Genomic DNA, 13924 nt, shown 5'->3' with positions numbered 1-13924 from the left:
TTCATCAAACGTATTCGACGCTACCTATTTCGTACTCGACATCGCCGCCGGGGGTTTTCACCACCACAACATCCCCCTCTTCCTTGCCGATTAAAGCACGGGCGATGGGAGAAGTGACCGAGATACGGCCAGACTTAATATCCGCCTCATCTTCGCCGACGATACGATAAGTAACTTCCGCATCGGTATCCAGATTCATTAGCGAAACGGTAACACCAAAAATCACTTTGCCGGTTTTCGGTAGTTTTGTGACATCAATTACCTGGCAGACGGAGAGCTTACTTTCGATCTCCTGAATACGCCCTTCGATAAACCCCTGCTGCTCACGAGCGGCGTGATACTCGGCGTTCTCTTTAAGATCACCGTGCTCCCGCGCTTCGGCGATGGCCGCGATCACCTGCGGACGAGCTTCGCTTTTAAGGTGGTCGAGCTCTTCACGAAGGCTTCTTTCTCCCGCAACTGTCATCGGAACCTTGTTCATTGACTTGCTCCTGCATGCAGATCCTGAAGGCGCCGCACCGTAATCTCCCTACCGTACTCAAGCGCCATGCAAACAGCATTAGCGCCCGCCAAGGTGGTCGCATAGGGCACCTTGCGCGAGAGAGCAGTACGGCGAATGACCGAAGAGTCGTTAATAGCCTGACGACCTTCAGTAGTGTTCACAATGTAGGCGATTTCGTCGTTCTTAAGCAGATCGACGATATGGGGACGACCTTCGTAGACTTTATTGACGTGCTCCACGGCAAGCCCAGCAGCTTCCAAAGCAGCCGCTGTTCCCCGTGTTGCACATAGCGTAAAGCCTAATGCTAACAGAGAACGACCCACTTCGATAATCCCCGCCTTGTCCGGTTCGCGTACAGACAGGAACGCTTTACGCTCGCCGGTCAGCGCCGGAATCGCTTCGCCCGCGCCCAACTGGGCCTTGAAGAAGGCCTCGGCAAAGGTATCGCCAGAGCCCATTACTTCGCCGGTTGACTTCATTTCCGGCGACAGAATCGGATCGACGCCCGGGAATTTATTGAACGGGAAAACGGCCTCTTTAACACTATAGAAGTGCGGCACGATTTCCTTCTCAAAGCCCTGTTCAGCCAATGTTTTACCGGCCATGCAGCGCGCCGCAATCTGGGCAAGCGAGGTGCCGATGCACTTGGACACAAAGGGCACCGTACGCGAAGCGCGGGGGTTAACCTCAATTACGTAGATCTCGCCATCCTGCCAGGCGAGCTGCACGTTCATTAAGCCTTTAACGCCCAGCTCAACCGCCATCTGCTTCACTTGATGGCGCATCTCGTCCTGCACATCGGCAGGCAGCGAGTAAGGCGGCAGCGCGCAGGCAGAGTCACCGGAGTGAACACCCGCTTGCTCTACGTGCTGCATGATGCCGCCAATCACTACCTGCTGACCATCCGACACCGCATCGATATCGATCTCGATTGCGGCACTCAGAAAGTGATCCAGTAGCACCGGTGAATCGTTAGAGACTTTCACCGCGTGGGTCATGTAATTTTCAAGCTCGGAGGCGTCGTAGACGATCTCCATGGCCCGACCACCCAGCACATAGCTGGGGCGTACCACCAGCGGGTAGCCAATCGCTTCAGCTTTATCGAAGGCTTCAGCAAAGCTGCGCGCTGTGGCATTGGGCGGCTGCTTCAGGCCCAGCTTGTCGATCATCACCTGGAAGCGCTCGCGGTCTTCTGCACGGTCAATAGCGTCCGGCGTGGTGCCGATAATCGGCACGCCAGCGGCCTCTAGCTCTCGGGCCAGCTTCAGCGGCGTCTGGCCACCGAACTGAACGATCACGCCCACCGGCTTCTCTTTGTCGGCGATTTCGAGCACGTCTTCCAACGTTACCGGCTCAAAGTAGAGACGATCAGAGGTGTCGTAATCGGTAGAGACAGTTTCCGGGTTGCAGTTGACCATGATGGTTTCATAGCCGTCATCGCGCATGGCGAAGGCGGCGTGAACGCAGCAGTAGTCAAACTCGATACCCTGGCCGATCCGGTTAGGGCCTCCGCCCAGCACCATAATTTTCTGACGGTCAGACACATCCGCCTCGCACTCCTCTTCATAGGTGGAGTACATATAGGCGGTGTCCGAAGCAAACTCCGCAGCACAGGTATCGACGCGCTTATAAACCGGGCGAATGCCAGCGGCCTGACGGGTTTGACGAAACTCTTTTTCGCTGACGTTAAGCAGCTTGGCCAGGCGCGCATCGCCAAAGCCTTTGCGCTTGAGCTGATAGATCTCACGGGAAGAGAAATCGGCCAGCGAGCGCTTGGCAACGGCGTTTTCAGTCAGCACCAGATCTTCAAGCTGGACCAGGAACCAGGGATCGATATTGGTCAATGCAAAGACCTCATCGACACTCATGCCTGAACGCATGGCGTCCGCCACGTAGAAAATGCGCTCGGCACCGGCGGCCTGGAGCTCGCCCTGAATAATCGCCATGTTGTCCGGCGTGAAATCGGTAATGATCGGATCAAGACCATCGTTGCCGGTTTCCAGGCCACGCAGCGCTTTCTGCAGCGACTCTTGGAAGGTACGGCCAATCGCCATCACTTCGCCCACCGACTTCATCTGCGTCGTTAGGCGATCATTAGCCTGGGGGAATTTCTCAAAGGTGAACCGTGGAATTTTAGTGACCACGTAATCAATAGACGGCTCAAAGGATGCCGGCGTACGCCCGCCGGTAATATCGTTCTGTAGCTCGTCCAGGGTATAGCCGATCGCCAATTTCGCGGCGATTTTCGCAATCGGGAAACCGGTCGCTTTAGAGGCTAGCGCCGAAGAACGCGACACCCGCGGGTTCATCTCGATCACCACTAGGCGCCCGGTTTTGGGGTCCATACCAAACTGGACGTTGGAACCACCGGTCTCCACACCAATCTCGCGCAGTACCGCGAGGCTGGCATCACGCATGATCTGATACTCTTTATCCGTCAGCGTTTGCGCCGGGGCCACGGTGATGGAGTCACCGGTGTGCACGCCCATGGGGTCGAAGTTCTCAATCGCGCAGACGATGATGCAGTTGTCGTTTTTGTCACGCACCACTTCCATCTCGTACTCTTTCCAGCCCAGTAGCGACTCATCAATGAGCAGCTCGTGGTTGTTGGAAAGCTCAAAACCGCGCGTACAGATCTCTTCAAACTCTTCCTTGTTGTACGCCACGCCGCCGCCGGAGCCGCCCATGGTGTAGGAAGGACGAATAATGGTCGGAAAACCAAGCTCTGCCTGAATTTCCCACGCCTCATCAATGGTGTGCGCCACTTTCGCTTTCGGGCACTCCAAGCCAATGCGTTTCATGGCCTGATCGAACAGATCGCGGTCTTCGGCCATGTTAATCGCATCGGCGTTGGCACCGATCATCTCGACGCCGAACTTCTCCAGCACGCCATGCTTTTCAAGCTCGAGGGCGCAGTTCAGCGCCGTCTGACCGCCCATGGTCGGCAGAATCGCGTCGGGGCGCTCGGCCTCGATGATTTTCTCTACTGTCTGCCAAGTAATCGGCTCGATGTAAGTGGCATCGGCCATAGCCGGGTCGGTCATGATAGTGGCGGGGTTAGAGTTGACCAAAACAACCCGGTAACCCTCCTCACGCAGCGCTTTACACGCCTGGGCGCCGGAGTAATCGAATTCGCAGGCCTGGCCGATCACAATCGGGCCAGCGCCAATGATCAAAATAGTGTTGATGTCGGTACGCTTAGGCATAACGGTTCCCGCAAAAAATGGTGACGATGAGCGACAAAAGACGGCGATACGGTGATGCGCAGAACGCGTTAACGGCGTGCCTGCATCATGGCCACGAAGCGATCAAACAGCGGTGCCACATCGCGCGGGCCGGGGCTCGCTTCCGGGTGACCCTGAAAGCTAAACGCGGGTCGGTCGGTAAGCTCAATCCCTTGCAAGGTGCCATCGAACAGCGACCGGTGCGTTGCGCGAACGTTGGCAGGCAGTGTTGCTTCATCCGCCGCAAAGCCGTGGTTCTGGCTGGTGATCATCACTGTGCCGGTATCCAAATCCTGCACCGGGTGATTGGCACCGTGGTGGCCGTGGCTCATTTTGACCGTCTTCGCCCCGGCGGCGAGCGCCAGCAGCTGGTGGCCCAGGCAGATACCAAACACCGGGATATCGGTTTCCAACACATCTTGAATCGCTTTAATAGCGTAGTCGCAGGGCTCTGGGTCGCCCGGCCCATTGGCTAAAAACACGCCATCAGGCTTCATCGCCAGCACGTCAGCGGCGGGGGTTTGCGCGGGAACCACCGTCAGACGGCAGCCACGGGCGGCCAACATGCGCAGAATGTTGAATTTCACACCGTAGTCGTACGCCACCACATGGTAGGGGCGCTCGCTTTTGGAAGCATCAGCGTAGCCTTCACCCAATGTCCACTCACCTTCCGACCACTCGTAAGTTTCTTTACACGACACCTCTTTGGCCAGATCCATGCCCTTCAGACCAGGGAAAGCCTTGGCGGCTTCCAGCGCACGCGCCACTGCATCTTCGCCCTCAGCATCAGCACCCGCTAAAATCGCCCCGTTCTGCGCGCCTTTATCGCGCAAAATGCGCGTTAGGCGGCGGGTATCGATATCGGCAATGCCCAGCACGTTCTGGCTTTTCAGGTAATCCGACAGCGACTGCTCTGAGCGGAAGCTGCTAGCCATTAACGGTAGATCACGAATGACCAACCCTGCCGCGGCAATAGAGGCGGACTCAATGTCTTCTGCGTTGATGCCGGTGTTGCCGATATGGGGATAGGTGAGAGTAACGATTTGGCGGGTGTAGGAGGGGTCAGTGAGGATTTCTTGATAACCGGTCATGGCCGTATTGAACACCACCTCACCGCTTGTTAATCCGTCCGCGCCAATGGCGATGCCGTGGAACACGCTACCATCTTCCAGGGCCAATATTGCGGGTTTGCTCAATGCGGCGTTATTCAAAACAAGATCCTCCCATGCTGGTGGGAGCCTGTAGGGCGCAGGCTCAGCAAATTCTTTATGAATCCACGACCTCATTATCAAACGATTCATTATCAATAATGAGGTCGTAAAAAAGCGGGACGAAGCCGATAAAAAGAATCGGTTTCATCCCGCTTGTTGTTCTATGCCTTTTAGAGACACGTCACTATCAATGCAATAGCCGTGAACTCAAGGGCAGGCTTTGGGCTGGCCAACGCAACAAGCGCGCCGTCTAAGGTCTGTAAGTCAGAGCTTCTAAGCCACCCGGCCAAAATTTTTGAAATGTTACAGGAATTCTAGGCCTAGGACTACCCCTTAATCGTAGCACCCGCAGACATTAGTGTTTTCTTAATCCAGCCCCAGCACATCCTGCATATCGTAACGACCGAGCTCTTTGCCAGCGACCCAGCGCGCTGCGCGAACGGCGCCTTTGGCAAAGGTCATTCTGCTGGAGGCTTTATGGGTGATTTCGATACGCTCGCCTTCGGTGGCAAACATCACCGTGTGCTCGCCGACGATATCGCCCGCCCGCACCGTGGCAAAGCCAATCTCTTTATCGGTACGTGGACCGCACTGGCCTACCCGCTCGAACACACCGTGCTCTTTCAGGGAGCGCCCCAGGCTGTCGGCGATCACTTCGCCCATTTTAATAGCAGTACCTGAAGGCGAATCCACTTTGTGGCGGTGATGGGACTCGATGACTTCGATATCGTAACCTTCATCGCCCAGCGCCTTAGCAGCGGTTTCGAGCAGCTTCAGCGTTAGATTCACGCCGACGCTCATATTGGGGGCAAACACCATAGCGACTTTATCGCGATAGCTATCGAGCTGGGCCAGCTCATCATCGCTCATGCCGGTGGTGCCAATCACAATGCGCTTACCGTGTTCGGCGCAGAATGCCAGATTACCCAGGGTGACCTGCGGAGCCGTGAAGTCGATCAACACATCGAAATCATCAACTATCGACGCGAGTGAATCTACCGCGACGACACCGCGCTTCCCTAACCCTGCGAGCTCGCCAATATCAGCGCCCGCTAAGGAGCTGCCCGGCTCCACAATGCCGCCAGCCAGCGTTGCCTCAGCATCTTGCTCTACAGCATTTACCAACGTACGGCCCATGCGGCCAGCCACGCCTACAATGGCAATTCGGGTCATGCGAACTCCTGCGCTCTGCGTTCCGGTATATAAAAAGTGTCGCAATTATAGCAGACGCACCAGCGCATTAGACGCTCTCCTTTGCTGCCATGAAGATTGCTGCCATGAAGACTCAGCTTAGTTCTCCCAAACAATCGCCAGCTCTTCATCCCCTGCCATACGAATTAAGTGACGTTCGACCACGCCTTCCAGCTCATCCAAATGCTCCTCTTCCAGGGTTTCGATGGCAACCACCAATTTATCGTGCTCAGCGAGCATTAAGCAGGTACCTGTGGCAAAAGTGATCTTGCCTTGCTGATCACTCTGTTCAACCTCCAACTTATGCGACCAGTGCTTACAAAGGCGGTTGATCAAACGCTCAGCAGAAGGCGTGGCAATTTCAACGCGAGATAAAGGCATAGCGGCCTCCCCATAAGAGTAAGTACTTGCTAATTAAGATAGTTTTAACAACATTATCAGTTAGCTGTAAACACAAAAAGCGCAGCATGCTAATAACCAGATGCCGATTAAAGCATTACCACCCAAACGATAATAAGTTACAATATCAGTTGCATCACTATGCTATCTTTGCCTAAAACGGTGTTAGCGACACCCGTTCTATTAACCAATATCGACCAATGAGTAAATAAATGCTCAGTTCTCCGCACTTAAAAACCCTGTTGGCTACTCTTATCAGTTTTGCTGGCTGCGTCACTGCTCAGGCTGACGATATCACCATTACAGATATCGCTGGCCGACAAGTCACCCTAAATGCGCCCGCAGAAGGGGTTATTTTAGGCGAAGGGCGACAGATTTATCTGTTAGGGCTGCTCGAACCCGAAGCCCCTTTCGCTCACGTGGTGGGTTGGCGCGAAGACTTCTCTCAAGCGGATCCCGATAATTATTCCCGCTACCTGAAACGCTTCCCAGAGATCGAAGCGATCCCCACCTTTGGCGGTTTTAAAGACGGCACTTTCGACGTCGAGCAGGCCGCCTCGCTTAATCCTGACGTAGTGCTGATGAACATCGAGGCGAAAGCCGCCACAGAAGACGCCGCCTACGACGACAAGCTGGCACAACTCGGCATTCCCATCATCTATGTGGATTTTCGCGAAGACCCGCTTGAGCACACCATCCCCTCCATGCGCATCATCGGCCAGATCATGGACGACGAAGAAGCGGCCGAAGCGTTCATCGAGTTTGCCGAGACGCAGTTGGCACGGGTAACCAATGTCATCGCCGAGGCCAACCCAGAACGCCCCAGCGTGTTTATTGACCGGGCTGGCGGCTACTCCGACGAGTGCTGCATGAGCTTTGGCCCCGCCAACTTTGGCGACTATGTCACCCTAGCTGGCGGTAGCAATATCGCTGAAGGCATCATTCCTAACAGTTTCGGCAACCTGAACCCTGAACAGATTATTGCTGCCAACCCTGATCATGTCGTCGTCACCGGCGGCAACTGGGATGCCTACGTGCCGGGCGGCAACTGGGTCGGCGTAGGCCCCGGGGCTGATATGCAAAACGCTCGCGCCAAGCTTGAAGCACTGACCGAGCGCACCGCAATGACCGGCATCAAGGCGGTAGAATCCGGTAACTTCCACGCCATTTGGCACCAGTTTTACAATAGCCCCTACTACTTTGTAGCCGTGCAGCAGCTAGCCAAATGGCTACACCCAGAGCTGTTTGAAGACCTGGATCCCAACGCCACGATGAAAGAGCTGCACGAGCGCTTCTTACCCATCGACTATGAAACCGGCTACTGGATATCGCTCCATGGCGACTGATACGAGGATGACGGAAACGGCGGTAACAGAGCGCCTTTCACAGGGACGCACCTTCTACCATAGCCAGGTTTTCCGCCGCCAAATGATACTGGCGGCACTGGTGTTAGCGCTGTTTTTTAGTCTCTGCGTTGACCTGGCACTGGGGCCCGCCCGCTATAGCCTGGGTGAAGTGATCGCGGCGCTGTTTACCCCGGACAGCGTTAGCCAGCAAGCGCGAGTGATTCTCTGGGAAATCCGCATGCCGGTAGCGCTGATGGCCCTAGTGGTAGGCGCCAGCTTGTCGGTGGCCGGGGCACAGATGCAAACCATTCTGAGCAACCCGCTAGCCAGCCCGTTTACCCTAGGGATTTCCGCCGGGGCCAGCTTTGGTGCCGCTCTGGGTCTCGCCTTCGGGGTGGCACTGGTGCCTGCCGCCATTGAATTTGTGGTGCCCATCAACGCCTTCGTGATGGCCATGTTCACCGCATTTTTAATTCATGCCTTAAGCCTTAAGCGCGGTGTGACGGTAGAGACCATTGTGCTGCTCGGCATCGCCATGGTGTTTATCTTCAACTCGCTGATGGCGCTGATTCAGTTCTTTGCCAGCCAGGAGGCGGTCTCTGCAGTGGTCTTTTGGACGATGGGCAGCTTAACCAAAGCCACCTGGCCCAAGTTCTGGATCGCCCTTAGCATTCTTGCTTTATCCATGCCGCTGCTTGCCCGACATGGCTGGGCGCTAACCGCCATGCGCCTGGGCGACGCCAAAGCCGAAAGTATGGGTGTCAATCCCCGCGCGCTGCGTTTGGAAGTGCTGGTGCTGGTATCGCTGCTCGCCGCCATCGCGGTGGCGTTCGTGGGCACCATTGGCTTTATCGGCTTGGTGGGCCCGCATATTGCACGCATTTTACTGGGTGAGGATCAGCGCTTCTTCCTACCCGGCTCGGCCCTGTGCGGCGCGCTTATCCTCTCCGTTGGCTCGGTTATCTCCAAGATCATTATTCCTGGCACCATTATTCCCATTGGCATTATTACTTCGCTGGTGGGCATTCCCTTCTTCCTATTTCTGGTGCTTAGCCACAAGAAGGCCTCATGGTAACCCTACAACTGAACCGTGTATCCGCCCGCTACGGGCGTCGCCCTATTCTGGAAGAGATCACCACACCCTGCTTTCAAGGGGGGCAAGTCGTTGCCTTGCTAGGGCCCAATGCAGCAGGTAAATCGACGCTTTTTCGCCGCATATTAGGGTTATTGAAAGGCGAAGGCGAAGTGATTATCAGCGGCACCAGCGCCGAGCACCCCGTGGGCTATATGCCCCAGGACACCGGCGCCAAGGCCGTGCTGACGGTCTATGAATCAGTGCTTTTGGCACGTATGCAGGGACGTGGATTAAAAGTGCAGCCTGAGGATTTAGCGCAGGTTGATCGTGCGCTGGAGGAACTCAGCATTACGACCCTTGGCGAACGCGATATCGGCGACCTTAGCGGCGGGCAGCGCCAGTTGGTCAGCGCTGCCCAGGCTCTGGTGCAAGAGCCTGAGATTCTGATGCTGGACGAGCCCACTTCGGCACTCGATTTGAACCGCCAGATCAGCCTTTTGACGGTGCTGCGCCGGCTAGCCGATGAACGCCAGATGCTGATTTTGGTGGCGCTCCATGACCTGGGGCATGCGCTACGTTTCGCCGATGCCGCCATGATGCTCGAAAATGGTCGCTTGATTGCCTGCGGCCCCACCGCCGAAGTGATTACCCCTGCGCTGCTACGTCAGGTTTATCGGGTATCTGCACGTATTGAGTCCTGCTCGAAAGGCCAACCGCAGCTTATCGTCGAAGCAGCCATTTAAGCCGCCGCCCTTCCATTGCCGCTAGCGCCACCCCGGATAACATGAGCGGTAGCGCTAGCAGGAAGCCGCTGGAGACCGGTATTCCAAACAGCACCCAATCGGCGAGCACGGGCCACACCAGGGCAATATATTCAAAAGGCGCCAAGCGCGACGCCTCGGCATAGCGCAACGCTAATGTCATCGCAATGTGCGCTGCGCCGCCAAATAGGCCCGATAACACCAGCAGCGAAAACTCCACCCGGTTAAGCGCTGCCCAGCCCAATGGCATCGTTGCCAGCCCAGCCAGCGCTGCTACCACAATAAAGTAGAATGCAATTGATGCTGCCGTTTCAGTTCGCGAAATACGTCTGACGGTCAGTAGCGCCCCAGCAGTTAATAGCGCACCCAGCGCCCCAAGCGCGTACCCGGTTATGTGGCCATTGCTTGAACTAGCGCCCAGCCCAGGCAAAATCAGCACAGCGACACCAGCAAGCGCCAATACTATGCCGCCCGCACGATAAAGTGAGCAACGCTCTCTTAAGAGCAGCACACCCCCTATCGCCATAAAAACCGGCGTTAGCTGTGCAAGCAGCGTCGCCTCGGCAACCGGCAACAGTGCCACCGCCGCAAAAGAGGCAAACATGGCCGCCGCCCCCAGCCCGGAACGGAGCGCATGCCCCAACGGGCGCCGCGTCGCCAACCCCCGAGGAAACTCCCGACGCACCAGAAGAAACACGACGATAGGCAGCAGCGCAAACAGCGAACGGTAAAACACCGACTGCCCCACCGGCACTTCGTCACTGACTGCCTTAATACACACCAGCATGCCGGTAAAAAGCAGGCCAGACAGTACCCGCAGCAAAATGCCCATGGTGGGCTTTTCTTCAAGGTGATCCATTGTGCGCAGCATTTCCTAAACAGCAAAAACCCCCGGGCGAACCGAGGGTCTTTGAATCAAACATCTAACTTACTACCATCATCTCAGCTTTACGGCTTCATATCTTCAAAGAAGCTCTTCACACTGTCGAAGAAACCGGTCTTCTTCGGTGAGTGGCTATGGCTGTTGCTGCCGTCGAAGCTCTCTTGGAGCTTGCGCAGTAGGTCGCGCTGCTCGTCGTTGAGCTTGACGGGTGTCTCGACCACTACCTTGCATAGCAAGTCGCCGGGCATACCACCACGCACTGGCTTCACGCCTTTACCACGTAGGCGGAACAGCTTGCCGGTTTGCGTTTCCGGCGGAATCTTCAGCTTTACGCGGCCATCTAGCGTCGGCACTTCAAGCTCGCCACCTAGCGCTGCGTCGACGAAGTTGATGGGCACGTCACACTGCAGATGTTTACCGTCACGCTGGAAGATGTGGTGCGGCTTGATAGCCACCTGCACGTACAGATCCCCAGGCGGGCCACCGTTCACGCCGCTTTCGCCTTCGCCATTCAAACGAATACGATCACCAGTATCTACACCAGGCGGAATCTTAACGGACAGCGTGCGCGTCTCACGTACGCGCCCTTCGCCATTACACTTATGGCACGGCACTTTAATGTGCTGACCAGAGCCATGACAGGTGGGGCACGTTTGCTGCACGGCGAAGAAGCCCTGCTGCATACGCACTTGACCGTGACCGTGGCAGGTAGGGCAGGTCTCTTTAGATGAGCCCGGCTCCGCACCACCGCCATCGCAACGGTCACACTCGATATGCCGCGGTACGCGGATATCGACTGTGGTGCCTGAAACGGCGTTTTCCAGATCCAGCTCTAGGTTATAGCGCAGGTCGGAACCGCGCGCCGGGGCGTTGGGGCCACGACGGCGACCACCACCTCCGCCAAAAATATCGCCAAACACATCGCCGAAAATGTCGCTGAAATCACCAGCGCCTGCGCCGCCGAAACCACCGCCGCCGCCTTGGCCATCAACGCCCGCATGGCCGAACTGGTCATAAGCTGCGCGTTTCTCGCCATCGCTAAGCACTTCATACGCTTCGGACACTTCACGGAATTTTTCCGCTGAGGTGTTATCGTCCGGGTTTCGATCAGGGTGGAATTTTTGCGCCAGACGGCGATAGGCCTTCTTGATCTCTTTCTGATCGGCCCCTTTTTCGACACCCAGGACTTCGTAATAATCGCGTTTGGACATAGGGCCCTACGCCTCCTGGTTAGCTACGCACTTAACAGAAACTTATCTCGTGCGCTTTGGCTGCGGAAACAGCAACGCGGGAGTAAGCTCCCGCGTCACCGCTTTCCTTGGCAGAAAGAGGTTATTACTGCTTTTTCTGATCGTCGTTGACTTCTTCGTACTCGGCGTCAACCACGTCATCTTCCGGCTTGGAACCTGTGCTTTCGGTACCTTCACCGCCCTCTTGCTGAGCCGCTTCTGCCTGCTCGGCGTACATCTTCTGGGCTAGCTGGCCAGAGGCTTCGGTCAATGCATCCAGTTTCTTCTGAATGTTATCGACGTCGTCACCTTTAACCGCCTCTTCCAACTCGCTGATGGCCGTTTCAATCGCCTGCTTCTCGTCGTCAGTCGCTTTGTCGCCAGCTTCTTCCACCGTTTTGCGCGTGGCGTGAATCATGCCGTCAGCTTGGTTACGCAGCTGAACCAGCTCTTCGAACTTTTTATCTTCTTCGGCGTGAGCTTCGGCATCGCGCACCATTTGCTCGACTTCTTCCTCGGAAAGACCGCTAGAGGCCTTGATGACGATGGACTGCTCTTTACCGGTGGCCTTGTCTTTCGCCGACACGTTCAGAATACCGTTGGCATCCAAGTCAAAAGCGACTTCGATCTGCGGCACGCCGCGCGGTGCGGGCGGAATGTCAGCAAGATCAAAACGACCCAGCGACTTATTCTGCGACACTTGCTTGCGCTCACCCTGCACGGCGTGAATGGTCACTGCCGTTTGGTTGTCATCCGCCGTTGAGAAGGTTTGTGTCTTCTTCGTCGGAATGGTGGTGTTCTTTTCAATCAGCGGCGTCATCACGCCACCCAGGGTTTCGATACCCAAGGTAAGCGGGGTAACGTCGAGAAGCAGAACGTCTTTAACGTCGCCACCCAGTACGCCGCCCTGAATCGCGGCACCCACGGCAACCGCTTCATCCGGGTTAACGTCTTTACGTGCTTCTTTACCGAAGAAGTCAGCGGCTTTCTTCTGCACCATCGGCATACGTGTCTGGCCACCGACCAGGATCACTTCGTCGATTTCAGACGCGGACAAGCCAGCATCTTTCAGTGCCATTTTGCACGGATCGAGCGAGCGCTGTACCAGGTCTTCTACCAGCGACTCCAGCTTGGCGCGTGTCACCTTAACGTTAAGGTGTTTCGGGCCAGTGTTGTCGGCGGTGATGTAAGGCAGGTTCACGTCGGTCTGCTGGGCGCTTGAAAGTTCAATTTTGGCTTTCTCAGCGGCTTCTTTCAGACGCTGCATGGCCAGATTGTCGCCAGACAGGTCAATACCGCTGTCAGACTTGAACTGGTCTACCAGGTAGTTGATCAGCGCCAAGTCAAAGTCTTCGCCGCCCAAGAAGGTGTCGCCGTTAGTGGCCAACACTTCAAACTGGGTTTCGCCGTCAACGTCAGCAATTTCGATGATAGAGATATCGAAGGTACCGCCACCCAGGTCGTAGACCGCGATGGTTTTGTCGCCGCGCGATTTGTCCATACCGTAGGCCAGTGCGGCAGCGGTCGGCTCATTGATGATGCGCTTAACGTCTAGACCCGCGATGCGGCCGGCATCTTTCGTCGCCTGACGCTGGCTGTCGTTGAAGTAGGCCGGTACGGTAATAACGGCTTCGGTGACCGTTTCGCCCAGGTAGTCTTCGGCGGTCTTCTTCATTTTCTTCAGCACTTCCGCGCTTACCTGCGGCGGTGCCATCTTTTTGCCTTTCACTTCAACCCAAGCATCACCGTTGTCCGCTTCGGTGATTTTGTACGGCACCATTTTGATGTCTTTCTGGACAACGTCGTCTTTAAAGCGACGGCCAATAAGGCGCTTAATGGCGTACAGAGTGTTTTCTGGGTTAGTCACCGCTTGGCGTTTTGCCGCCTGACCGACCAGCGTTTCACCATCATCGGTATAAGCGATGATTGAAGGCGTCGTACGACCACCCTCGGCATTTTCAATTACTTTAGCGCTGTCACCATCAAGCACGGCCACACAAGAGTTAGTGGTGCCCAGGTCGATACCAATTATACGTCCCATAGCAATACCTCGAATTCGGTTGTTACAAAACTGAAAATTTAGCTTTTAAAGCTTGTCTGCGG

At 55.9% G+C, this 13924-nt stretch carries 11 protein-coding genes; 3 read left to right on the top strand and 8 right to left on the bottom strand.

The window, feature by feature from the left end; genetic code table 11:
* Window positions 1-4 precede the first annotated feature (4 nt).
* From greA to V8L71_RS15785, 5 genes are all read right to left on the bottom strand, one after another.
* Window positions 5-481 carry a transcription elongation factor GreA gene (gene greA, locus V8L71_RS15805; RefSeq protein ID WP_008958788.1) on the bottom strand — a complete coding sequence of 159 codons (477 nt, stop codon included), beginning with the start codon at window positions 479-481 and terminating at the stop codon, window positions 5-7.
* On the bottom strand, window positions 478-3708 hold the full coding sequence (carB, locus tag V8L71_RS15800; protein WP_336274721.1) for a carbamoyl-phosphate synthase large subunit: 3231 nt from the start codon (window positions 3706-3708) through the stop codon (window positions 478-480). Before carB ends, greA begins: the two co-directional genes overlap by 4 nt.
* Before the next feature lie 68 nt (window positions 3709-3776).
* Entirely contained in the window at window positions 3777-4922 is a 1146-nt protein-coding gene (carA, locus tag V8L71_RS15795; protein ID WP_336274736.1) for a glutamine-hydrolyzing carbamoyl-phosphate synthase small subunit, read from the bottom strand.
* A gap of 381 nt (window positions 4923-5303) precedes the next feature.
* Window positions 5304-6110, bottom strand: a complete 807-nt coding sequence (gene dapB / locus V8L71_RS15790) for a 4-hydroxy-tetrahydrodipicolinate reductase (RefSeq protein ID WP_336274720.1) — start codon at window positions 6108-6110, stop codon at window positions 5304-5306.
* 117 nt (window positions 6111-6227) lie between these two features.
* On the bottom strand, window positions 6228-6509 hold the full coding sequence (locus tag V8L71_RS15785) for a DUF2218 domain-containing protein (protein ID WP_101145704.1): 282 nt from the start codon (window positions 6507-6509) through the stop codon (window positions 6228-6230).
* A gap of 230 nt (window positions 6510-6739) precedes the next feature.
* Between V8L71_RS15785 and V8L71_RS15780 the strand changes: the two genes are divergently transcribed.
* From V8L71_RS15780 to V8L71_RS15770, 3 genes are read left to right on the top strand one after another with little or no spacing between them, the layout of a single operon-like run.
* Window positions 6740-7873, top strand: a complete 1134-nt coding sequence (locus V8L71_RS15780) for an ABC transporter substrate-binding protein (RefSeq protein WP_101145705.1) — start codon at window positions 6740-6742, stop codon at window positions 7871-7873.
* Window positions 7863-8948, top strand: coding sequence for a FecCD family ABC transporter permease (locus V8L71_RS15775; RefSeq protein WP_198556007.1), 1086 nt, complete (start codon window positions 7863-7865; stop codon window positions 8946-8948). The genes V8L71_RS15780 and V8L71_RS15775 overlap by 11 nt, the downstream gene beginning before the upstream one ends.
* Window positions 8942-9691: an ABC transporter ATP-binding protein gene (locus tag V8L71_RS15770; protein ID WP_336274719.1), complete on the top strand. Its 750-nt coding sequence runs from the start codon at window positions 8942-8944 to the stop codon at window positions 9689-9691. The genes V8L71_RS15775 and V8L71_RS15770 overlap by 7 nt, the downstream gene beginning before the upstream one ends.
* Here the strand turns inward: V8L71_RS15770 and V8L71_RS15765 are convergent.
* The 3 genes from V8L71_RS15765 to dnaK all read right to left on the bottom strand — a co-directional run bounded on the left by V8L71_RS15765 (window position 9669) and on the right by dnaK (window position 13862).
* Window positions 9669-10568 carry a DMT family transporter gene (locus V8L71_RS15765; protein WP_008958780.1) on the bottom strand — a complete coding sequence of 300 codons (900 nt, stop codon included), beginning with the start codon at window positions 10566-10568 and terminating at the stop codon, window positions 9669-9671. The two genes, V8L71_RS15770 and V8L71_RS15765, sit on opposite strands and share 23 nt — an antisense overlap.
* A gap of 89 nt (window positions 10569-10657) precedes the next feature.
* The gene (gene dnaJ, locus V8L71_RS15760) at window positions 10658-11803 is read right to left on the bottom strand and encodes a molecular chaperone DnaJ (RefSeq protein WP_298965657.1); all 1146 of its coding nucleotides are present in this window, start codon (window positions 11801-11803) and stop codon (window positions 10658-10660) included.
* A 124-nt stretch (window positions 11804-11927) separates the two neighbouring features.
* Window positions 11928-13862: a molecular chaperone DnaK gene (gene dnaK, locus V8L71_RS15755; RefSeq protein ID WP_336274718.1), complete on the bottom strand. Its 1935-nt coding sequence runs from the start codon at window positions 13860-13862 to the stop codon at window positions 11928-11930.
* Window positions 13863-13924 lie beyond the last annotated feature (62 nt).

It is taken from the genome of Vreelandella indica (assembly GCF_037070225.1).
In the GTDB taxonomy this organism is placed as follows: domain Bacteria; phylum Pseudomonadota; class Gammaproteobacteria; order Pseudomonadales; family Halomonadaceae; genus Vreelandella; species Vreelandella arctica.
Note: the sequence above shows the minus strand (reverse complement) of the source record. Positions and strands in the feature narration are given on the sequence as shown.